Origin of the sequence: Saccharopolyspora antiqui (genome assembly GCF_052246905.1) — a bacterium.
Taxonomy (GTDB): domain Bacteria; phylum Actinomycetota; class Actinomycetes; order Mycobacteriales; family Pseudonocardiaceae; genus Saccharopolyspora.
In genome coordinates this window covers 23016-44760 of sequence record NZ_JBQQBO010000006.1, presented here as the reverse complement: position 1 = coordinate 44760, position 21745 = coordinate 23016, and the positions used below count along the sequence as shown (strand labels likewise).

The 21745-nt window shown below is 69.2% G+C and carries 18 protein-coding genes; 7 read left to right on the top strand and 11 right to left on the bottom strand.

Annotated features, from left to right (window positions below):
• Positions 1–101 precede the first annotated feature (101 nt).
• Positions 102–2096 (top strand): PhoX family protein, encoded by a 1995-nt coding sequence (locus tag ACTWQN_RS12280; protein WP_443203543.1) that lies wholly within the window; start codon positions 102–104, stop codon positions 2094–2096.
• Positions 2097–2194: 98 nt separating this feature from the next.
• Here ACTWQN_RS12280 and ACTWQN_RS12275 read toward each other — a convergent pair whose 3' ends face one another.
• The 3 genes from ACTWQN_RS12275 to ACTWQN_RS12265 form a co-directional block, all read right to left on the bottom strand.
• Entirely contained in the window at positions 2195–3040 is an 846-nt protein-coding gene (locus ACTWQN_RS12275) for a PPOX class F420-dependent oxidoreductase (RefSeq protein ID WP_443203542.1), read from the bottom strand.
• A 109-nt stretch (positions 3041–3149) separates the two neighbouring features.
• Positions 3150–3893: an MBL fold metallo-hydrolase gene (locus ACTWQN_RS12270; RefSeq protein WP_443203541.1), complete on the bottom strand. Its 744-nt coding sequence runs from the start codon at positions 3891–3893 to the stop codon at positions 3150–3152.
• Positions 3893–5239, bottom strand: a complete 1347-nt coding sequence (locus ACTWQN_RS12265) for an MFS transporter (protein WP_443203540.1) — start codon at positions 5237–5239, stop codon at positions 3893–3895. Before ACTWQN_RS12265 ends, ACTWQN_RS12270 begins: the two co-directional genes overlap by 1 nt.
• A gap of 101 nt (positions 5240–5340) precedes the next feature.
• Here ACTWQN_RS12265 and ACTWQN_RS12260 point away from each other — a divergent pair, with 101 nt between their 5' ends.
• Positions 5341–6024, top strand: coding sequence for an SDR family oxidoreductase (locus ACTWQN_RS12260; protein WP_443203539.1), 684 nt, complete (start codon positions 5341–5343; stop codon positions 6022–6024).
• A 99-nt stretch (positions 6025–6123) separates the two neighbouring features.
• Here the strand turns inward: ACTWQN_RS12260 and ACTWQN_RS12255 are convergent, their stop codons facing one another.
• On the bottom strand, positions 6124–7455 hold the full coding sequence (locus ACTWQN_RS12255) for an amidohydrolase family protein (protein ID WP_443203538.1): 1332 nt from the start codon (positions 7453–7455) through the stop codon (positions 6124–6126).
• Between the two features lie 233 nt (positions 7456–7688).
• A complete protein-coding gene (locus ACTWQN_RS12250) occupies positions 7689–8660 on the bottom strand; it encodes a LysR family transcriptional regulator (RefSeq protein WP_443203537.1) in 972 nt (323 codons plus the stop codon).
• A 406-nt stretch (positions 8661–9066) separates the two neighbouring features.
• On the opposite strand from ACTWQN_RS12250, the gene ACTWQN_RS12245 reads away from it, so the two are divergent.
• Positions 9067–10299, top strand: a complete 1233-nt coding sequence (locus ACTWQN_RS12245; RefSeq protein WP_443203536.1) for an MFS transporter — start codon at positions 9067–9069, stop codon at positions 10297–10299.
• Between the two features lie 3 nt (positions 10300–10302).
• On the opposite strand, the gene ACTWQN_RS12240 is transcribed toward ACTWQN_RS12245, so the two are convergent.
• Together ACTWQN_RS12240 and ACTWQN_RS12235 are read right to left on the bottom strand one after the other, a co-directional pair.
• Positions 10303–10962: a response regulator gene (locus ACTWQN_RS12240; RefSeq protein WP_443203535.1), complete on the bottom strand. Its 660-nt coding sequence runs from the start codon at positions 10960–10962 to the stop codon at positions 10303–10305.
• Complete coding sequence (locus tag ACTWQN_RS12235; protein ID WP_443203534.1) at positions 10959–12734, bottom strand: sensor histidine kinase; 1776 nt, start codon at positions 12732–12734, stop codon at positions 10959–10961. The genes ACTWQN_RS12240 and ACTWQN_RS12235 overlap by 4 nt, the downstream gene beginning before the upstream one ends.
• Before the next feature lie 193 nt (positions 12735–12927).
• Here ACTWQN_RS12235 and ACTWQN_RS12230 point away from each other — a divergent pair, with 193 nt between their 5' ends.
• Together ACTWQN_RS12230 and ACTWQN_RS12225 are read left to right on the top strand one after the other, a co-directional pair.
• Positions 12928–13635 carry an ABC transporter ATP-binding protein gene (locus ACTWQN_RS12230; RefSeq protein WP_443203533.1) on the top strand — a complete coding sequence of 236 codons (708 nt, stop codon included), beginning with the start codon at positions 12928–12930 and terminating at the stop codon, positions 13633–13635.
• A complete protein-coding gene (locus ACTWQN_RS12225; protein ID WP_443203532.1) occupies positions 13632–15866 on the top strand; it encodes an FtsX-like permease family protein in 2235 nt (744 codons plus the stop codon). Before ACTWQN_RS12230 ends, ACTWQN_RS12225 begins: the two co-directional genes overlap by 4 nt.
• Positions 15867–16165: 299 nt before the next feature.
• Here the strand turns inward: ACTWQN_RS12225 and ACTWQN_RS12220 are convergent, their stop codons facing one another.
• The 4 genes from ACTWQN_RS12220 to ACTWQN_RS12205 form a co-directional block, all read right to left on the bottom strand.
• The gene (locus ACTWQN_RS12220) at positions 16166–17395 is read right to left on the bottom strand and encodes a nitric oxide synthase oxygenase (protein WP_443203531.1); all 1230 of its coding nucleotides are present in this window, start codon (positions 17393–17395) and stop codon (positions 16166–16168) included.
• A 392-nt stretch (positions 17396–17787) separates the two neighbouring features.
• Complete coding sequence (locus ACTWQN_RS12215) at positions 17788–18438, bottom strand: formylglycine-generating enzyme family protein (RefSeq protein ID WP_443203530.1); 651 nt, start codon at positions 18436–18438, stop codon at positions 17788–17790.
• 160 nt (positions 18439–18598) lie between these two features.
• Positions 18599–19243, bottom strand: a complete 645-nt coding sequence (gene trmB, locus ACTWQN_RS12210; protein WP_443203776.1) for a tRNA (guanosine(46)-N7)-methyltransferase TrmB — start codon at positions 19241–19243, stop codon at positions 18599–18601.
• 140 nt (positions 19244–19383) lie between these two features.
• The gene (locus ACTWQN_RS12205; RefSeq protein ID WP_443203529.1) at positions 19384–19959 is read right to left on the bottom strand and encodes a hypothetical protein; all 576 of its coding nucleotides are present in this window, start codon (positions 19957–19959) and stop codon (positions 19384–19386) included.
• Positions 19960–20190: 231 nt separating this feature from the next.
• On the opposite strand from ACTWQN_RS12205, the gene ACTWQN_RS12200 reads away from it, so the two are divergent.
• The gene (locus tag ACTWQN_RS12200) at positions 20191–20658 is read left to right on the top strand and encodes a universal stress protein (RefSeq protein WP_443203528.1); all 468 of its coding nucleotides are present in this window, start codon (positions 20191–20193) and stop codon (positions 20656–20658) included.
• Between the two features lie 38 nt (positions 20659–20696).
• Positions 20697–21305 (top strand): hypothetical protein, encoded by a 609-nt coding sequence (locus ACTWQN_RS12195; RefSeq protein WP_443203527.1) that lies wholly within the window; start codon positions 20697–20699, stop codon positions 21303–21305.
• Positions 21306–21745: the final 440 nt, after the last annotated feature.

Genomic DNA, 21745 nt, shown 5'->3' with positions numbered 1-21745 from the left:
TTCCCGACGAGCATCTGGAGGTCCGCTTGTCTTCCCGATCGGACAGCGGGCGGGTCATCCCGCTCCCCCTTCTGTCCCACCATTCCGCCAACCGGTCCTCGGTGACCTGCAAGTACCGCTGCGGTAGCGCGTGCGCGCACGAGGCCCCCAACACCTCGGAGAACGCCTATTTCGGCGACATCGTCGAAAGCGTGCTCAGCCGACGCGGCGCGCTGAAGGCCAGTGGCGTGCTCGCCCTGACCGTCGGCGGCGCAGCCGCCCTCACGGGCACCGCGACGGCCAGCCCGGCGCCGACCGCGCCGCAGGCCCGACCGGGCCGGGGCAGCGTCCCGGGCACCGACTTCGCCCCGGTCGCCCCGAACACCGAGGACGCGGTCGTCACCGCCGAGGGCTACGAGCAGGGCATCGTGATCCGCTGGGGTGACCCGGTTATGCCCGGTGCTCCCGAGTTCGACTTCAACAACCAGACCGCGGCGGCGCAGGAAAAGCAGTTCGGCTACAACAACGACTTCGCCGAACTCATCGCGTTGGACCGAGGCGGCAACGAGAACCTGCTTGTGGTGAACCACGAATACACCACCGAGACGCAGATGTTCGCCGGTTACGACGAGAGCAACCCGACCGAGGAGCAGGTGCGCATCGCCTGGGCCGCGCACGGCCTTTCGGTGGTGTTCGTCAAGCGGCAGGGCGGCGGCCTCAAGCCGCAGCCGAGCAAGTACAACCGCCGCATCACGCTGAACACGCCGTTCGAGCTGCGCGGTCCAGCCGCGGGTAGCGACTACCTCAAGACCTCGGCCGACCAGAGCGCCACATTGGTCATCGGCACGCAGAACAACTGCGCGGGCAGCCTGACGCCGTGGGGCACGATCCTCTCCGGCGAGGAGAACTTCAACCAGTACTTCGCCAACACCGACTCGGTCACCGACCCGGCGACCAAGACGCGTCTGGCCCGCTACGGATTCACCGGCGCCGCCAGCACCCGCCTGTGGGAGAAGTTCGACAAGCGTTGGGACCTCGCCCAGGAGCCCAACGAGGCGAACCGCTTCGGCTGGATCGTCGAGATCGACCCGCACGACCCGCAGTCCACGCCGGTCAAGCACACCGGGCTCGGCCGGTTCAAGCACGAAGGCGCGGCCATCCAGGTCGCCAAGGACGGCCGGGTGGTGGCCTACTCCGGCGACGACGAGCGCTTCGACTACATTTACAAGTTCGTCTCCAACGGCAAGATGAAGAAGGGCGACAGCGCCTTCGCCCGGCGGCAGAACATGACGCTGCTCGACGACGGCACGCTGTACGTCGCGAAGTTCACCGGCAACAGCCCGGCCGGTGAGATCGACGGCACCGGCAAGCTGCCCACCGACGGCGCGTTCGACGGCACCGGTGAGTGGATTCCGCTGGCCAGCGGCAAGAAGTCGTTCGTGCCCGGGTTCACCGCCGAAGAGGTCTACATCTTCACCCGCCTGGCGGCCGACCAGGTCGGGGCGACCAAGATGGACCGCCCGGAGGACATCCAGCCGAACCCGGTCAACGGTCGCGTCTACTGCGCGCTGACCAACAACACCAACCGCGGCTCGGCGGGCAACGCCCCCTCGGACGAGGCGAACCCGCGGATCGGCAACAAGGACGGCCACGTGCTGGAGGTCGACGACGACACGACCGGCACCAAGTTCTCCTGGAACCTGCTGCTGGTGTGCGGCGACCCGAACGACCCGAGCACCTACTTCGGCGGATTCGACAAGTCGCAGGTCAGCCCGATCTCGTGCCCGGACAACGTGGCGTTCGACCGGCACGGCAACCTGTGGATCTCCACCGACGGCAACACGTTGGGCAGCAACGACGGCCTGTTCGCGGTGCCGGTGGACGGTCCGCAGCGCGGTTGGGTCAAGCAGTTCCTGTCGGTGCCCCACGGCGGGGAGACCTGCGGCCCGGTCATCCGGGACAAGGTCGTGACGGTGTCCGTGCAGCACCCGGGTGAGCTCGACGGTGCGAGTGCCGACAACCCGTTGTCGCACTGGCCCGACGGCGGGAACTCGCAGCCGCGTCCGTCGGTCGTGGCGATCTGGCGCAAGGACGGCGGTGAGATCGGCCAACGCTGATCCACCTTGCGAGCGCGGGGTCTCCGGCCAGGTCGGGGACCCCGTTGCGCGCGCTGTTCGCCCACGTAACCCCGCCGCCACATCCGGCCCGGTTCCGGCTAATCCGCGTCCCGCTTCGCGGGCCCATCTCCCTCGCGCCACACCAGGTCGATCGCCAGGCTGTTGATCCGCCATCCCCGCTGGAGCTCGACGGCCGTCCCGGAGACCTGGGCGCCGATGCGCAGATGAGCTCCGGGGTCATCGGGCCAGTGGACGTGGGTCGCGGTGAGCGCGGCGGTGAACTCGGCTTCGCCGGGCTTGGTGATCACCTGGTGGTTCGAGGTCTGGTGCAGGGTCGCGGCCCACAGCGAGAGCACCTGCTGCGACAGTTGGGCCAGGTCGTCGAGCCCCACGGCCTGGCCAGCCGGGAACCGCACCGCCACCTCGTCGGAGAAGATCGATGCGAGCCAGGCAGGCTCGCAGAACCGCTTGTCGAAGCCCTGGAAGTAGGCGTCCAGCAGGTGGCGCACCGCGTCTTGCGCGGTGCGCCGGGGCATCGGGCCGCTGCTTCCCCTGCTGCTGAACGCTTCCTGGCCGGGGAGTCCCCAGCTGCCGATCCACCGCGGCGTGATCCGGATCAGTTCACGGCTCAAACCGTCCATCGGTGGGTCGACGTCCTCTTGGGCCTCTGCGGTGCCGCGCACCTCGACTCCCCGGACCCGCCACGGGTTGGTGGACGCAAGGTCGTCGACCACCAGACTCACCCGGGCGTTGTGCCGAACATTCCGGTACTTGCGGGATTTTCCCATCGCGGTGCCTGCGATGACGAGCGCTCCGGTGACGTCGTCGACGAAGAATCCAACCGGGTTGTTCTGCGGGGCGCCCGCGCTGTCGACGGTGGCGAGCCGACCGAGGTGCTGACCGCGGAGATAGGCCAGTTCGGTTTCGGTGAAGGTGACGTCCATGCGTCCGACGCTAAAATCTCTACCAATGTAGAAGTCAACCAACCCCGCGGAGCGCACCCGAGCGAAACCACCGGGACGGCTGTGCTTGCGCATCGCTGCGGCCACGGAGTCAACTGAGCGTCGCAGTCAGCCCCGGGGTTGCCACGTCGATCCGGCCGGTGCAGGTGGCGCGAGCGGACTGCTCCGCTGCCGCTGGCTCGACGCCTGGCCAGAGGTGCGCCAGCACGAGTCGACCGACCTCGGCCTCAGCGGCGTAGGCACCGGCCTGGCGAGCGGTCGACAGGAACGGGGCGTCCTGCTCCGGCAGCACCTGCTCCGGGAAGGTGGCCTCCGCCAGGAACACGTCGGCGTCGCGGGCCAGCGCGACGATGTCCGGGCTGGGGCCGGTGTCTCCGGTGCAGGCGAAGACCTCGCCGTCGGCCATCAGCCTGATGCCCGCGTTGGGCACGAAGTGCGGGAGCAGCTTGGTGTCCACTGTGAACGGTCCGATTGCGAACGCCGTGCCCGCGTCGAAATCCCGCACCTCGTAGGAGCCCGCCAGCATTCGGCCATCCAGCGCCAGCACCGCATCGAGAGCACCGGGCAATGCGTGGACCGGCAGCGGCGTCGGGGGAGCATCGCCGAGCGCTCTGGCCCGCAGCAGCGGGTTGAGGTCCGCGCAGTGATCCGGGTGCCCGTGGCTGACCAGGACCGCATCCACCCGCTCGGCCGCCGTCAACGCGAGCAGGCGGGGCAGCGTGGCGTATCCGGGGTCGAGCAGCAGGCGGAATCCGTCGTGCTCGACGAAATATCCGCTGCACGCCTGCCCCGCGCCCGGCCACGCCCCGCAGCCACCGAGGACCGTGCGGCGCATCAGCTTTCTTGCTGGGTGCTGGTTTCGGTCTGCTCCGTGCGGGGTGCTGCGCGCAGGGCGATCGCGGTGATCGCCGCCGCGATCATCACGATGCCGACCACCCACAGGCCGGTGCGCTGGGAGCCGGTCGCGTCCTTGAGCGCACCGGTGATGTAGGGCGCCGCGAAGCCGCTGATGTTGCCCAACGAGTTGATCAGCGCGATACCACCGGCGGCCGCCGCGCCCGCCAGGAAGTTGCTCGGCAGGGCCCAGAAGGTGGGCAGCGCGGCGCAGACCCCGACCGCGCAGATCGTCACCGCGACCATCGCGCTGAACGGGTTGCCCAGGTACAGCGCGATCGGAATGCAGGCGCCGCCGAGCAGCATCGGCAACGCGACGTGCCACACCCGCTCCCGGGTCCGGTCGCCGTGCGCGGCCCAGAGCACCATGGCCACGGCGCCGATCACGTACGGCACCGCAGTGATCAAACCGGTCTGCATCGTGGACAGATCGGTGCCGTACTGCTGTTCGAAGCCCTTGATGATGGTGGGCAGGAAGAAGCCCAGCGCGTACAGGCCGTAGGCGATGCCGAAGTACACGAACGCCAGGGCCAGGATCCGCGGGTGGGTCAGCGCCTTGCGCAGCGGCCAGCTGTGCGCGGCCTCGGTCTGCTTTCGTTCGGCGTCCAGCTGTTCGTTCAGCCAGGCCCGCTCCTCGGGCGCCAGCCACTTCGCCTCGGACGGCCGGTCGGTCAGGTAGAACCAGGTGGCGACGGCCAGCAGCATCGCCGGGATGCCCTCGACCAGGAACATGAACCGCCACCCGGACAGACCGAAGATCCCGTGCCCGGCGCTGATCAGCGCGCTCGACACGGTCGCGCCGATGGCGCTGGACACCGGGATCGCGGTCATGAACAGCGCGACCGCCTTCGCCCGCTGCGCCGCCGGGAACCAGTAGGTCAGGTAGAGGATGATGCCGGGGAAGAACCCGGCCTCGGCCACGCCGAGCAGGAAGCGCAGCACCACCAGGGTGACGGGGTTCGGCACGAACGCCATGGCGGTCGCGACCAAGCCCCAGGTGATCATGATGCGCGCGAGCCACTTGCGCGCCCCGAAGCGGTGCAGGGCGAGGTTGCTCGGAACCTCCAGCACCAGGTAGCCGATGAAGAAGATGCCCGATGCGAAACCGAAGGCGGTCGCGGTCAACCCGAGTTCGTCGTTCATCCCGTTCGGACCGGCGAAGCCGATGTTCACCCGGTCCAGGTAGTTGACGAAGTAGAGCAAGCAAAGGAACGGCATCAACCGGACCGCGACCTTGCGCAGGATCCGGTTCTGAACTCCAGCAGAGGCTGCGTCGACACTGCTCACTCAGGTGACCTAAGCCGCATCGTCTCAACGGGTCAAGTGGTCACCCGCCGATTGGGACGCCCGGTAGCCGGATCGAAACCGTTCGACGATACCGTTCAGGCATGCCCGAACGCCCAATTGCCCTGGTCACCGGCGCTTCCCGAGGCATCGGTGCCGCCGTCGCCCGCTCGCTTTCCGACACGCACGATCTGCTGTTGGGCGGGCGCGACGCCGACGCGCTGCGAGAGCTCGTCGACGAGCTTCCCGGGGCCCGGCCGTGGCCGGTGGAACTCACCGATCACGGCGCCGTCGCCGCAGCGGTCGCCGACATCCAGCGGCTCAACGTGGTGGTGCACAGCGCCGGTCTCATCGAGCTGGCGCCGGTCGCCAATGCGCGCAGCGACACCTGGCGGCGCACCTTCGAGCTGAACCTCTTCGCGGTCACCGAACTGACCCGGCTGCTACTGCCCGCGCTGCGCGTCGCGAAGGGCCACGTCGTGCTGGTCAACTCCGGCGCCGGGCTGTCCGCGAAGCCGAACTGGGGCTCCTACGCCGCGAGCAAGTTCGCGCTGCGCGCCTTCGCCGACGTGCTCCGCGCCGAAGAAGCCGCCAACGGCGTCCGGGTCACCTCGGTGTTCCCGGGTCGCACCGTCACGGACATGCAGCGCAACGTCCGTGAGCAGGAGGGTGGTGTGTTCGAGCCGGACCGGTACCTGCGCCCCGAGTCGGTGGCCGCGCCGATCGTGTCCGCGGTGCACGCCAGCTCCGACGCGCACCTCACCGAGATCGTCATCCGGCCGTCCTGACCCGACACTCGGGCCCGGTCGCCGAAGCACTGGGCCGCGGAAGCACTGGGCCGCCGAAGCACTGGGGCCGCGCGTGTTGGGACCGCCAGAGCACTGGGTTCAGCCCCGGACGTAGTGCGCCGCTGTGCGGGCCGTCGCCTGCACCGTTCGGCGATCCACTCGGGTGGGCTCGCGCTCGTGCAGCACTTCTTCACCCGCGACCCAGACGTCCCGAACGCAACGCGATCCGGCCGCCCACACCACGTTCGCCAGCACCTGGTCGTCCGGTGCGTCCAGGCCGGTGGCGAACGCCGGGTTGTCGACGTCCAGGTGCACGATGTCGGCCCAGCGACCCGGCTCCAGCGCCCCGATGTCGTCCCTGTGCAGGGCCGCAGCTCCACCCCGTGTCGCGGCGAGCAGCGCGGCTGCCGAGCTGAGCGCCGTCGCGTCGCCTGTCAGGGTCCGCGCGAACAGGCCCGCGAGCTGCACCTCCTCCCACAGGTCCAGGTCGTCGTTGCTGGATGGCCCATCGGTGCCCAGTCCCACCGGAACGCCGGCGGCGAGCAGATCGACCAGCCGAGCGGTCCCCGAGGCGAGCTTCGCGTTGGATCCCGGGCAGTGCGCCACACCCACCCCGCGGCGCGCGAACAACTCGATGTCGCTGTCCGAGAGGTGCACCCCGTGCGCGGCGAGCACCCGGCCGTCGAGCACGCCCAGCTTCTCCAGCAGAGCGGGTACCGAACCGAACTTCTCTCGCTGTTCGGCGTCCTCGGCGGTGGTTTCGGCCACGTGCGTGTGGACCAGGGCGGCACGCTGCTGCGCGGACTCCCCGATCATCTGCAGCGCTTCCAGCGGCAGCGTGTACGCCGAATGCGGACCGTAGGCCAGCTCCACCCGATCACCGGCGCCGAACCGCAGCCCATCGGCATCGATCCACCGGTTGATGCCGTCGACCATGCCCTGCCAGCCGCCGAAACTGTCCAACGCAGGGGTGGAGATCACCGCCGAGGCGAACACCACCCGAGACCCGACCGAGAGGGTGGCGTCGACCACCGCCTCGCCCATGAAGTACATCTCGGCGCTCGTCGTGACCCCGGCCCGCAGCATCTCGACGCACCCGAGTTCCATCCCCGCGCGGACGTCCGACGGCCGCAGCCGCGCCTCGGCGGGCCAGATGACCTCCTGCAGCCACCGCATCAGCGGAAGATCGCCGCCCATCCCCCGCAGCAGGGTCATCGGACTGTGCGAGTGCGCGTTGATCAGGCCAGGTAACAGGATTCCGCTGCATTCCCGGACGTTCGCATCGTGCGGACGCTCCGGTGCGCCGGTGCGCGGCCCGCAGTACACGATGCGCCCGTCGGCGTCGACGTCCACCACCGCGTCCCGAATCACCGAGCACATCGGATCGCAGGGCAGAACCATCGGCGCGTGCAGGCGTAGTGCGATCGGCATGCCCGCATTCTGCCCGACGCTCACCCACCACCCGACGCACTTATGACGAGCAACATGATCACCCCCGCCGCACCCGCGATGCCGGTCAGCACTGTCACGAAAACGATGTCTTGCATTCGCTGCGTCATGACTCCAGCATCGCCGGGATCCGGCGCCCGGACCTCGGCTGATCGGCCCGCCGACCTCATACGATCGGCCAGTACGCGGCAACCCGTCGGTCGAGCTCGGATGGGTTAGACGCGGCGGCTCAGGGCGTCGTCGCCGCTGGGTCGGCGCGGTGGTGCCTGCCCCCAGCTCGGCGCCCAGGTCTCGACAGCGGAGTGGTCGGGCAGCGCGGCGTCGAGGTAGTCGCGGAGCGTGGTCAAGGCGGGGTGCGGGTTGTCGTCGCGCCAGATCAGCGAGTGCGGGTAGACCGGTGTCGGATCGTGCACGGCGATGCGCCGCAGGTCGTAGTCGGCGGGCCAGCGGAGCCGGGACCGCTCGCCGATGAAGGTCACCAACGCCGAGCTATCGGCGATCGCTTCCAGCAGGGGATCGGTGCCGAAGTTGGGGCCGACCGCGTCGATGGTGAGCCCGAACTCGGCGGCGAGTTCGTCGTAGTAAGCGGCCCACTCGGTTCCGGGGACGATGCCGGGCATCCAGATCCGGTATCCGGCGAGCTCGGCGGGTGTGACCGCGGGGGCGGCGGCGAACTCGTGGGCCGGTCCGGTCAGCAGCTCGATGGGCTCGTCGAGGACCCGAACGGCCTCGATGCCGTCGGGGAGCTGCCGCGCGTCGACAGCGCGGAAGGACGCGTCGATCGCGCCGGATCGGACGGCGTCGATTGCCGCGTCGGCGTCGAAGAGGGTCACGACATCGAGTTCGGTCTCGGGATGCGCGCGATGGAACTCGCGCAGCAGACCCGCTGGTGCGAGCTGTCGGCCGATCACGTCGACGCGCAACGCGCGGCGACCGGGACGCACGGAGGCGACGGCCCGCGCTTCGAGCCGGAGGAGGTCGCGGGCGTGCGGCAGCAACGCCTGCCCATCGATGGTGAGCCGGACGCCGCGCGCGGTGCGGGTGAACAGCCGCGCGCCGAGGTCCTTCTCCAGCGCGGCGATGCGCTTGGAAACGGCCTGCTGGGTGATGGACAGCTCGATGGCGGCTTCCTGGAACTGACCCGCGTCCGTGACGGCGACGAAGGTGCGAACCGCATCGAAATCCACGCCGACCGACCCTAGAGGGTCCTGGAGGAGTGGGTTTTCGGAGCGGGAAGAACGCCGACAAGGCCGTCTGTGCGGCCGTGGGTCAGACCCTGGGGTCGACTGAGTGGTCGTTCTTCCCGCCGGTCGCAGTGTGGCGGGTGGCGGTGGTTGGCCGCAGGCAGGTTCGGGGTGAGCTGGGGTTCAGTCCAGAACTCGTGCTCCGTTGTGACGCGTGAGTCCGAGCGTGAGCAGTCGGTGGAAGTTGGATCCGGCCATGCGCGCGCAGGTTTGCTCTCCCGCCGCGCTAGCGCCTTCTTGGTTGCACAACGCGCGGTTGTGGCTCGCCGACGGCGCGGTTGTTTGCTCCGCGGGTCTGCTGCGGGCTTTGATCTCGCTGGTTTGTTCGGGCGGACGGCGGTGGGCGGGCATGGTCAGGCGGTCGCTGGGACGGCAGTTCGGATGGCTCTGGGCGGCGTATGCGGTCAGCACGTTCGGCACCCGGCTCGCGTTCGACGCGTTCACCCTGATCGCGATCCTGGTGCTGCACGCCGGGCCGACCCAGGTGTCGGTGTTGTCAGCTGCCGGGCTGGCGGTCGGTGCGGTGGTAGCGCTGCCGCTCGGCCCGTGGGTGGAGTTCCGCCGCAAGCGGCCGGTGATGATCGCGATGGACCTGACCCGCTGCGCAGCGCTGCTGAGCGTCCCCATCGCGTTCGCGCTCGGCTGGCTCGGCTTCACCCAACTCCTGGTCGTGTCGGTCGTCGTCGCAGCGGCCGACATCGCCTTCAAAGCGGCCAGCGGCGCATGCCTGAAAGCGCTTGTGCGGCCCGGAGATCTGATCGTCGCGAACGGGCGATTCGAGTCGACGAACTGGACCGCCACCGTGCTCGGACCACCCGTGGGCGGCGCCGCGATCGGACTGTTCGGCCCGATGACGACCGTGGTGGCCGATGCGGTCAGCTACCTGCTCTCGGCAGCGGGGATCCGCGCGATCGGCGGGAGGGAGCCGCAGCCGGTGCGAACCGCTGCACCACGGCTGCGAGCCGGTGACCTGCTCGACGGGTGGCGGTACATCCTGTCGCACCCGGCGCTGCGCCCGCTGTTGTTCAACACGGTCCTGGTCAACGGCCTGATCCTGGCAACAGCTCCGCTGCTGGCGGTGCTCATGCTCGGCCCGCTCGGGTTCGCGCCGTGGCAGTACGGCCTCGCGTTCGCCGCACCCTGCGTCGGTGGCCTCATCGGCGCCCGGCTGGCCCCCCGACTCGTCGCGCGATTCGGGCAGCACAAGGTCATGCTCACCGCCGGGGCGCTGCGCGCCTGCTGGTCCGTCGCGTTGGCCTTCGTCTGCCCCGGCACTGCGGGACTGGTGCTCGTGATCACCGTCGAGCTTGCGCTGATCACCTGCATGGGCGTGTTCAACCCGGTGTTCGCCACCTACCGGCTCGACCAGACCGAGACGGACCGCATCGCGCGCACCCTGTCCGCCTGGTCGGTCACCAGCAACATCACCGTCGCGGCCCTGACCGCCCTGTGGGGCCTGCTGGCACATCTCACCAGCGCCCGTACCGCGATCGCGATCGCCGGTCTCCTGATCCTGACAACCCCGCTGCTGCTCCCGCGCCGCGATCACGCGCCGCAGGAGCGGGAACCGGCCCGCACCTGACGGTTATTGGTCGTCCATCAAGCCACTGCGCCAAGCCCACGCGGCGGTCTCCACGCGGTTGCGGGCCTTGATCTTGCCCTGCGCGGCGGCGAGGTGGGTTTTGACCGTGGACAACGACATGAACAGCTCCTGACCGATCTCGCCGTTGGTCAGCCCGCGTGCGGTTGCCCGCACCACGTCGAGCTCTCGTTCGGTCAGTTCCACGGTCGGCCCGGGCAGCGAGCGGCGCCCGCGCTGCGGCTGGGCGAAGTGCTTGAGCAGGCGGACCGTGATCTGCGGCGAGACCAGCGCGTCGCCGCGTTGCGCGGCCCGGATCGCTTCCAGCAGCAGGGTCGGACCAGCGTCCTTGAGCAGGAATCCGCTCGCCCCGTTGCGCAACGCGCTCTCGACGTACTCGTCCAGGTCGAAGGTGGTCACCACGACGACCTTGATCGGCTCGGTCACGTCGGGACCGGCCAGCTGCTTGGTCGCCTCCAACCCGTCGATCCCCGGCATCCGGATGTCCATCAGGCACACGTCCGGCCGCTTCTCCCGCGCGACCTGAACCGCGTCCACCCCGTTGGCGACGTCGGCGACCACTTCGATGTCGTCCTGCGACTCCAAGATCATCCGGAAACCGGCGCGCACCAGCTCCTGGTCGTCGGCGATCAGCACCCGGATCATCGCTGTCCCACTTCCTCGCTCTGTTCCGCCAGCGGCAGCACCGCTTCGACCCGCCAGCCGACGTGTTCACCCGGCCCAGCGCGGAACCGGCCGCCGAGCAACTCGATCCGCTCCCGCATCCCGACCAAACCGTATCCACCCGATCCGCCGACCGGCTGGCGGCGTACCCCTGCGCCGTCATCGGTGATCAGCGCGTACAGGTTCGCCGGGTCAGCGTGCACGTCGACCTGGACGTAACTCGCGCCGAGTGCGTGCTTCTCGGCGTTGGTCAGAGATTCCTGCACCACGCGAAGGGCCGATCTGGCGACCTCCGGTGGGATTTCCCGGCCGAGGTCCACTCGCAGGTTCACCTTGGGCGCCCCCGCGTGACCGGTGACGCGCTCGGTCGCGGCCACCACGGCCCGCAGGTCGGCTTCCAGGTCGGTGGTGGCCTGTTCGGTGGCCTCGGAGGCACCGGCCGGCTCGGTGCCGCGCATGCTGGCGACCAGCCGCCGCATCGCGGTCAGCGCCTCGGTGCCGCTTTCGGAGATTCGCGCCAACGCGTCGGTCACGGCCTGCGGATTCTTCGCCGCGACGAGTTGGGCCGCCTGCGCCTGCACCACGATGCCGGTTACGTGGTGCGCCACCACGTCGTGCAGTTCGCGCGCCAACGCCATCCGCTCGGCCTGCTGGGCGGTGGTCACGGCGGTCTGCATCGACTTCGCCCGTTCCTCGTCCCGAGCGCGGAAGTACATCCCGGTGCCGACCGAGATCACCAGCAGCAGACCACCCATGAACACGTACTGGACGCTGTCGTTCCCGCTGTCGACCGGCGTGACGAACAGCGCGAACAACGCGGCGGCGACCAGCGCCGCGCCCGACCACACCGCGCGCCGCGGCTCGGCGTGGCGGGTCGCGAATGTCAACAGCAACATGCCCGCACCGGTCGAGGAAACCGGCACCGGGCCGAGGATGCCCACCTCGGCCTCCAACGCCAGGGACCGCATCACGAGCGCCGAGAGCACCAGAGCCACGGACCCGAGCATGGCCGCCTCGACCGGGCGCATCGGCGCGAACACGGCCAGCACCGACAGCACCAGCCCGCCGAGCAGCACGACCAGGCTGACCAGCAGCGATGAGTAACTGTTCCGGAAGAAGTCCAGGAAGATCAGGATGCTCAGCGCCGCGATCACCGGCCACTGGCGACGCAACAGCGCCCGGATCGGGCTTTCCCGCGCGTCGTCCCGGTTCAGCCACCTCCCGCGCAGGTACAGGCCCGTTCCCGTGGCGAGCAGCAGCTGCAGGAAGCCGAAACTCACGGTCTGCCTCAGCGAGACCGACCCACCGGTGCGGAACAGCACCGCTACGAGGCACGCCAACACCAGGACCGCGGTGACCGGGATGGCCTTCCGGAACGGGCGGAATTGGAAGAGGTAGAGCACCAGCAGCAGTCCGGCCAGGTTCTCGGTGGGCAGGACCGACTCCAACCCGAGCGAGTAGAGATTCGCGTCCGCCAACCGGACGACCGCTGTGGTGCAGCACAGCAAAACGGCGGCGGCCAGTCCGCACCGCACCGGATGGCGGCGACCGAAGACCGCGAGCAAGGCCATCGCGGTAACCACGAGGGTCATCAGCCTGGGCCGCCCGCTATCCGTCAGCAGGGCGAGCGTGTCCCCGCACCAGACCAGGCCGAGCAGCGCGGCGAAGATCCATTGCTCGCGCAGCAAGGCACCGAACCGATGCCACCACGGTTCGGCCGGTCCGGTTTCGGGGATCGTCGCGAAACTGCTCACGCCAAAACGGTAGTCGGTGGCCGATTCGAGCACCTTGGCCGAATGGTTCGAATGCCCTGGCCGATCGGCCGACCTCCGGCAATCGATCAACGGCCCGCAAGCCGATCCCAAATCTCCCGCCGAACGCCAACCTCGAATCACACGCGGTCCCGCACCCAGCGGTGACCCAGGGCACGAAGCAGGAGGAAGGAACATGTCGGCTCCCATGGTCGACCGGCGGCCCGGAAGTCCGTTCCTGGTGGGACGAGGGCTGGTCAAGAACTACGGCACGGACCGAGCACTGGCCGGGGTGGACCTCACGATCCGCACCACGGAGGTGTTGGCGATCGTCGGGCCATCGGGCTCCGGCAAGACGACGCTGCTGCACGTGCTGGCCGGAATCCTGCGCCCGGACGGCGGCGAGGTGGTGCTGGACGGGCACCGCATCGACCAGCTCGGCGAGGCCAAGCGCAGCCAGCTGCGGCGGCGCGAATTCGGCTTCGTGTTCCAGCAGGGCCTGCTGGTCGGCGAGCTGACCGCGGCGGAGAACACGGCGCTGCCGCTGCTGCTGGCCGGGGCCAACCGCGCGCAGGCGATGGCGGGGGCGCGGGACTGGTTGGGGCGGCTCGGCCTCGGCGGGCTGGAGAACCGGCTGCCCGGCGAGCTCTCCGGTGGCCAGGCGCAGCGGGTGGCGATCGCGCGCGCCCTCGCGCACCGACCGAAGGTGATCTTCGCCGACGAACCCACCGGGGCGTTGGACACCCGAACCGGGGCCGAGGCCACCGATGCCCTGTTCGACGCCGCGGCGGCCACCCAGGCGGCCGTCGTCATCGTGACGCACGACCGGGAACTGGCCGCCAAGGCAGGACGAATCGTGGAGATCCGCGACGGTGTCATCGCGGGCGGGGTGATGGTCGGATGAACCCGGTCCAGCTGGCGCTGCGGGTGTTGCGGGTGGCCACCCGCAACTCCCGCAGCCGCCTTTCGGCCGTGCTCACCGCGGCCGGAGTCGCGGTCGCCACGGCCCTGATCCTGTTCTTGGCGACCCTGCCGAACGCGACTCAGGCGAGACTGGACCGGTCGACGTGGCAGCGCAACGCCGTCGACCCATCCGGCGCGGTTTCGCTGGCCAGCCAGGATTTCTTCCACAACGAGACGATCACCAGACTCGATGTCTCGGGCCACCCGGCGCAGCCAGGGGCACCGCGCTTTCCGGATGCGGGTGAGGTGCTGCTGTCGCCGCAGCTGGCCGCACAGGCCGAGGACTACCCGCGCGAGGAGCTCGCCAACCGGTTCCCCGGCAGGGTGATCGGCGTGTTGGACGAGAATTCGCTGAAGTTCCCGGAGCAACTCGTCGCGATCGTCGGGCATCCACCGGGCACATTGGACACCTCCAAAGCGGCGATCTGGGGTTCTTTGTCGGTCGACGAAACCGACGTGCTGCTGAATCTGCTTTCCGCCGTGGGAATCGTGCTGCTCGCCATTCCCAGCCTGGTCCTCGTCGCATCCGCCGCCAGGCTGACCGCGGCACGCCGCGAACGTCGACTCGCGGCGTTACGGCTGGCCGGTGCCACGCCCGCGCAGGTGATCGGCACCGTCACCGCGGAGACCACCATCGCCGCCGTGGCGGGCACCGTGATCGGGCTGCTGCTGAGCTGGCCGCTGCGGTTCCTGGGGGCGCAGATCCCGTGGGGTGGCGGCACCTGGCTGACCTCCGACTTCACGCCGTCGGTGGGCACCGCCCTCGCGGTGGCGATCGTGATTCCGCTGCTGGTGATCCTGGCCGCGGTGCTGGGGCTGCGCCGCGTGGTGCGGGCCCCGGTCACGGCGGCGATGAGCCACTCCAGGAAGACGCCCAAGGCCTGGCGGCTGCTTTCCCTGATCGCGGTGGCGGTGTTCTTCTCCTTCGGGATCTCCGTGGCCAAGGAAACCGGTGGCCTCACGATGCTGCTCGCGTCGCTGGCCGCGGTGCTGCTGTCGGCGTCGATCGTCGGTCCATGGCTGACCGGCGCGCTCGGCACGTTGTTCGCCACGCTGTGGCGGAAACCGGCGATGCTGCTCGCGGGCCGAAGGTTGCGCAGCGATCCGAAGGCGGCCTACCGCTCGGTGTCCGGCATCGTCCTCGCGGTGTTCGTCGGGTCGATGGCACTGACCCTGCTGCCGAGTTTCGAGTCATACGCCGGTGGCGGCCGTTCCTTCAAGGACTCCGTGCTGTACGTGGACGTGCCGTCCGAGCAGGTGGCAGCGCAGCGGCAGCGCGTCACCGACGAGTTGGCGCGCACCGGCGCGAACGCCACCGTCGCCACTGCGTCGCGCGTCTCCCTGGAGGCGCCCGACGGCTCGACGTTCTCCGGGTTGGCGATCAATTGCCCGGACGCCGCGGCGGTGACCCGGATGGCGGTCGGGGTGTGCGCGGGCCCACCGGCGATTCGAGTGGACCCGGGCACTCGGCTGCCCACTTCCGGCTTGCAGGTCCAGGTCTACCCAGCGGCCGACAGCGGCACCTCGGAGCCGATGGCGTTCCCGCTACCGGCTGGCGTCGTGGTGCGCCCGCTCGGTGGGCAGGACCCGGAGCTCAGCGGTTCGGTGCTGATCGATCCCGCGCTGGTGCCCGGGCTGGCCAACGTCGGGGAGTCGACGCTGGCGGTGAACCCGGCGACCGATGCGGACCGGGAGAAGGCGCGCACCGCGCTCACCTCGGCGCTGCCCGGCGAGACGGCCAACAGTCGGGAACTGCGGTTGTACGAGCAGCAGACGATGTTGGGGGATCTCAAGCGGGTGACGGCCATCGGCTTGGCGCTGGCCGCATTGCTCGCGGGTTCCAGTGCCGCGATCACCGCGGCGTCGTCGGTGGTCGATCGACGGCGCACCTTCGCGGCGTTGATCGCCGCGGGAACTCCGGTGCGGATGTTGGCGAGTGCGCTGCGGACCGAGGCCGCGCTGCCCGCGCTGGTCGCGACGCTGGGCGCGGGTGCGGGCGGCATCGCGGTCGGCATCGGGCTGTTGGGGCTGTTCGGCTCGGAGACCCCTGTGGTGATCAACGGTTGGATCTTCGCGCCGGTCGTGATCGGTGTGGCGGTCGCGGTGCTCGCCGCCGCCAGCAGCGGGCCGATGCTGCGCCGGATCAGCAACGAGCCCATCGCCGACGAGTAGCCGTCGGCGCCGACTGCACCGGCCATTCGGCCAGTCCCGCGGTCGTGGGACTGGCCGAATGGCCATCGGGCAAGACCACCTGGCCGATCCGCTGCACCAGCCGGAAGAGCGACGCTAGAGGTATCAGAAGCGAAGTCGGGGAGGAACTGGGATGTTCGTCAACGCGATCTCCATCGTCGGGGCCGTTTTTGCCATGTCGGTGCTGCTGCTCATGGCGGCCAGCTCGGTGCTGCCGGATCTGCTGGAGCGTTTTGCCTCGAACCCGGGCCGGAACGCGGGCGACCGCGCCGACCGGTCGGTCAGTCGTCGGGCAGATCGGTCCCCAGACAGCGCCGACTCATCCGCGCCAGCACGTCGTAGCGCGGTCGGGTCGGTTCGGGGGACTGGAAGCCGGGCGGTGTGCCCTGCCGGGCACGCTGGGCCGCTTCCTTGGTGACGGTGAACGTCGGGCGGTGGACGCCGGTTCTCGGTCCGGACCGCAGCCAGGCCAATCGGTGCAGCGCCTCGCTGTGGTGGTCGGTGATGGTGACGTGTGCGGAGTCGAACGAGAACAGCACGGCCCGGTTGATCTCCACGATCGCCCGGTCTCGCCACAGGGTTCTTTCGTTGGCGGTGTCCATGCCCAGCCGTTCGGCCACATGCCGGGTGATGCCGTACGCGTTCTCATCGGCAAGGCCGCGGGTGCCGATCTCGGTTCCGACGAACCAGGTGTTGAACGGCGCGGCGGGATACCGGATGCCGCCGATGAGCAGCTGCATGTTGCTGATCAACGGCACGGTGTGCCAGCGCAGCCCGAGTTCGCCGAACCACGGGAACTCCGGGTGTTCCAACGGCACTTCCTGCACCACGTCGCGCGGCACGGTCAGCAGTTTGGCGCCTTCGTGGGCGGTTTCCACCACCAGCGGCAGGTGGTCGAAGCGCCCGCGTTGGCTCGGCGGTTTCCAGCCCAGGCGCTGCACCTCCGCGGTGAGACCGCGGTAGCGCGCATCGCCGAGCACGCCACCGTTGGACAGCGCGTAGCCCGCGTACCGGACCACCTGTTCGTTCCAGATGCAGGGGCCGGGTCGGTCCGGTGCGTCCGGGGCGAAAACGGTGACCAGCGGCTGGATTCGCCCGGCGTTGGTGGCCAGCCGGAGGTGTTCGAAGCACTCGCTGGCGATCGCTGAGGCGTTGCGCAGACCCCGCAGGTCGCGGACCCGCAACCGACGCCACGGCACACCGCTGGTGCACCAACCGCTGTCGCGCAGCGCTACCCGTGCGCCGTAGGCGAGTTCTGCACTGGTGTGCCGGTAGGTGCCGGTTTCGGCAACCGCCCGGCGTACTTCGGCCAGCCGCCTGGTCAGCGGCCCGGACTCGGGATGAGCGTCGTGGAAGGCTCGCAGGAATTCCTCAGCGGCCGAGATATCCGTGGTCGACTCGGGCCGACTGGCGACGAGTTCGTTCGCCCCGTCGCTGTTGCCGGTGCTGTCGATGTCGCTGTCCGGCGGGCGCAGTTGGATCGGGATGGCTTCATCACGGATAACGGTCACGGGCCGGTAACGTAGTCGCGATCGCCGCTCACTCGTCACTCCGAAAGCGGTCTTCTTTCCAGTGAATTCGCAGACCCACGATCGTGCGTTGAACCACCCACCGTAGCACTCATCGAACCAAAAGCAGCCGAACTTGACCGCTCAATCTGGTGAACATACTCCTGTTGATCATCGATCTGACCGATCGACCGATGCCGATCGGAAAGGCCCGGGAACGCGGTGATGCCGCCAGCATCCAGCCGACCGACACGTCCGGTCCGCAGCGCGCGACTCCTACAGCTTTGCGCACTGCCAAGGGGAAACGTCGCATCGGAAGCAGGTACGCGGCGTAGGTCGAGTACCGACGGCAGGCCGCCCGGAAGGCGATCGAAACAGCCATCCTGAACGACGCGTCAGCCCTCGGTGGAACGCGCGATGCGGAACCCCACGTCGTCGATCTGGAAGGTCGGGTGGCTGCGACGCCGCACCGAGGCCCGGCAGCTCCAGCTCTCGTCGAACCACCCACCGCCGCGCAACACCCGATAGGTGTCGTAGACCTCGGCGTCGTAGATGTCCCAGCACCACTCCCAAACGTTGCCGAGCATGTCGTGCAGACCCCACGCGTTGGGCTGCTTGCCGCCCACGTCGTGAATCCGCTCGCGCGAGTTGCCGCGATGCCAAGCGATCTCGTCGAGCCGCCCGTACCGCGCGCCGGTCGTACCGGCACGACACGCGTGCTCCCACTCGGCCTCGGTCGGCAGTCGGTACCCGTCAGCGGACGCGTCCCACTCGATATCCCCGACGTCGGCCTGGAATCGATACGCGGGCGCCAAACCCTCCTGTTCGGACAGGGCGTTGCAGAACCGGACCGCGTCCAACCAGGAAACACCCTCCACCGGCAACCGGTCGCCTTGCGCTGCGCTCGGCCGCTGGCCGGTGACCTGCGCATACCGCGCCTGGGTGACCGGAAACGCCCCGAGCAGATACGCCGCGAGCTCGACGGACCAGCTACGCCGCGTTCGCCGATCGGACAACGTCACCCGCCCCGCCGAAACGCCAACCATCTCGTTCCCCACACCCGCCCCCACCGACGCCGTCCCCGACAACAACACGACTAGCCCCAACACGAACAGCGAACCACCGCCCGCTCCCCGTTCCGGTGATGAGTGAAGGGCACCTTCGACCGACTATGCCGGTCAAAGGTGCCCTTCACTCGAAACCGACTCACTTGCGTTCGAAGATCAGGTCGTGGATTTCGCGGCCCTCGTCGTGTGCGCGGTTCTCGAACTTCGTGATGGGCCGCCACTGCGGTCGGGGCGCCCAGCCGCCCGGCTCGTCGGCGTACCGGTTGCGCAGCTGCGGCTCCGCCTGGCAGACCTCCAGCATCTGCTCGGCGTAGTTCTCCCAGTCCGTCGCGAGGTGCAGCACGCCGCCCGGCGCCAGGCGGGAGGCGATCAACTGCACCGAGTCGGGCTGCACGAGGCGGCGCTTGTGGTGCCGCTTCTTGGGCCACGGGTCGGGGAAGTAGATGCGCACCTCGGCCAGCGACGCGGGCTCGATGTGCTCGCGCAGCAGCACGATCGCGTCCCCGCGCAGCAGCCGAAGGTTGGTGACCGCCAGCTTCTCCGCCCGCAGCATCAACTGGGCCAAGCCCGGCTTGTAGACCTCGACCGCCAGGTAGTTGGCCTCGGGTTGGGTGGCCACCAGCTGCGCGGTCGTTTCACCCATGCCGGAACCGATCTCCAACACCACCGGCGCATGGCGCCCGAACCAGCCCGTCATGTCCAGCGGACCTTCGGGCAGCGCGGTCACCTCGCAGCCCAGTTCGGCCCAGTGGCGGTCCCAGGCCCGCTGCTGACCCACCGTCATCCGCTCGCCGCGCTGGACGTAGCTGACGACGGTTCGACGAAACGGAACCTGCTGGTCAGACGCATTCACGGGAACTCAGTATCGCAAACCGGCAGCGCGCCCCGACGACCGAACCCCGCGCGGCCGTCGGGACCCGTTGATCACCAGGTTTCGATCTGCGCCAACATCGACACCAGCCCGGTGGCCTGCTTGACCGGCACCGGAACCGGCTCGGTGTCGCCGTGCGCGGCAACCACGTTCAACCAACCCGGGTGCTCGTCGGTGAGCACCACGGTGGTGGGCATCTTCATCGCCCCCCGGTCCGACGGCGTGTACTCCCAGTACCCGGCTTCGCCGACCCCGGCCCAGGGCACGAAGACCCAACCCGGCCGGGCGCCGAGCACCGCGTGCACCTCGTCCTCGATTTCGAATGCGGCGTTGCGCGACGGGATCTCGCCTCGATCCAGCGCCCGCAGCCACCACGGGGCGGGCAGTCGGCTCTGGGCACCGTGCAATTTGCGGAACAGGTCGAGCACCTGCTGCTCGGGCGCGGTGTGGATCCAACTCCGGCGCAGTGATGCGGGTGTCGCGGCTTCCAACGCGGGTGGGTGTGCCTCGGTCGCCAGAGACCATTCCAAACGCGGCACCGGCTCCAGTTGCACGTCACTGTCCCGCCGGTTGAGATGCACGTCCCCGTGCTTCGCCTGGACTACCGAGCCTTCCTTCGAATACGCCATGGCCCACCTCTCTGCTGTTGAGAAAGTTGCGAGCCGTCAAACTCGCCCCTGGCCAGCGCATGCCCCCAAGCGACGCTGGTTCGGGACATCCCTACTCATGCCTTACCACAGCGAAACCAAAGAATGACACAGCGAAGTTAACTGTGTCTAAAGTCACAGATTTACAACGTGTTTGGTTGATGCACCGCTGGTCGGCTCGACAACCCGAGGCTGGGCCGTTGGAGTGGAGAGGTGCCAGACCAGACGATCCAACAGGTTGAGATCGACGGCGGAGTCGTCGTCGGGGTGGACAGTTCTGCGTCGTCGCTGCGCGCCCTGCTCGTGGCGGCCGAAGAGGCGAGGCGGCGCGGCAGCACTTTGCACGTGGTGCGCGCCTGGAGCTTCCGGACCGCACCGCGCCCGTCGGACTGCCCGCCGAACGTGGTGCCGAGCCTGGACCAGTTCCAGCAGTCGGTCCTGGCGGACACCGAACGCATCGTGAGCAAGAAGCTGGGGGAGCACCCCGACCTGCCGGTGCAGATCCACGTCGTCCACTCGCCGTCGCCGCAGGCCCTGCTGTCGGCGTCGAAGGGCGCGGATCTGCTGGTCGTCGGTCACCGGGGTCGTGGCGGTTTCGCCGGTCTGATGCTCGGCTCGGTCGCCGAACAATGCGTCCGGCACGCCGCCTGCCCGGTCCTGGTGGTCCGCCCCAACGTCTGAGCGGCTGTCCCCGCCACGGGTCCCGTAGGGTCGCCGCCGTGGGCGATGTGCGCGTGGTGTTGATCGGTGGCACGTCGAACGTCGGGAAGTCGACGGTCGCCCGAGCGGTGGCGGACCGGCTGGGGTTCGAGTACCGGTCGACGGACGGGCTGGCCCGGCATCCGGGGCGTCCTTGGCGGACACCGGAGCGGGAGGTACCGGCGCACGTCGCCGAGCACTACGGATCGCTCGACGTCGACGAGTTGATCACCTCCGTGCTCGACCACTACGAACGGCTGTGGCCCCGCATCGAAGAGCTGATCACTGACCACGCGGTCGGGACCAGTGCCCGGTCGGGCCTGGTGCTGGAGGGGTCGGCGCTGTGGCCCGCACGTGTCGCGAAGCTGACGGTCCCGCACACGGTCGCCGGGTGGCTCGTCGCGGACGACGCCGTGGTGCGTGCCCGGGTGCACGCGTCCGGCCGCTACGCGGAAGCAACGGACGAGGAACGGCACCTGATGGCGAAGTTCCTGGCCCGCACCGAGCGCTACCAGGCGCTCATGCTGGACGTCGTCGACCGGTTGGGGCTGGCTCGCATCGACGTGGGCACCCGCGGCGTGGCGGAGTTGGCGGATGCGGTGCTCGCGCTAGGGCGGGCCGAGAGCTGATGCCGAAGCGCCCAGCAGTTCAGATTGGAGCGAGCCGCCAGCTGTCCCACGAGGACGGAGACGATGTGATGCGGATCGCCACGTTGAGTTCGGGATCCCGTGGACCCGAATTCCTGAGAAAGCCCGAATTCCTGAGAAAGCCCGGATTCCTGGGAAAGCACAGGGCCCGGGCCATCCCCCGAATGACAGCCCGGGCCCTCCCCCGTCCCGACCGCCGGCGCCCCCGAGCGCTGCTGCAGTCGGTCGATTTCGGTTGTGCTAGTCGGCCTCGCCGTCACCTTCGCACGGTGTCCATAACGGACACTGCGTGCCGCACTGGTCACAGCGCACCGAGGTGGCGACGTCTGCGGCTCGATCTTGCCGTCGATCCTATCGGTTGACGTGATCAGACTCTCGGCCGGGCCGGGTAACGTTTTGCTATCCCCCGACCAGCAGGAAAT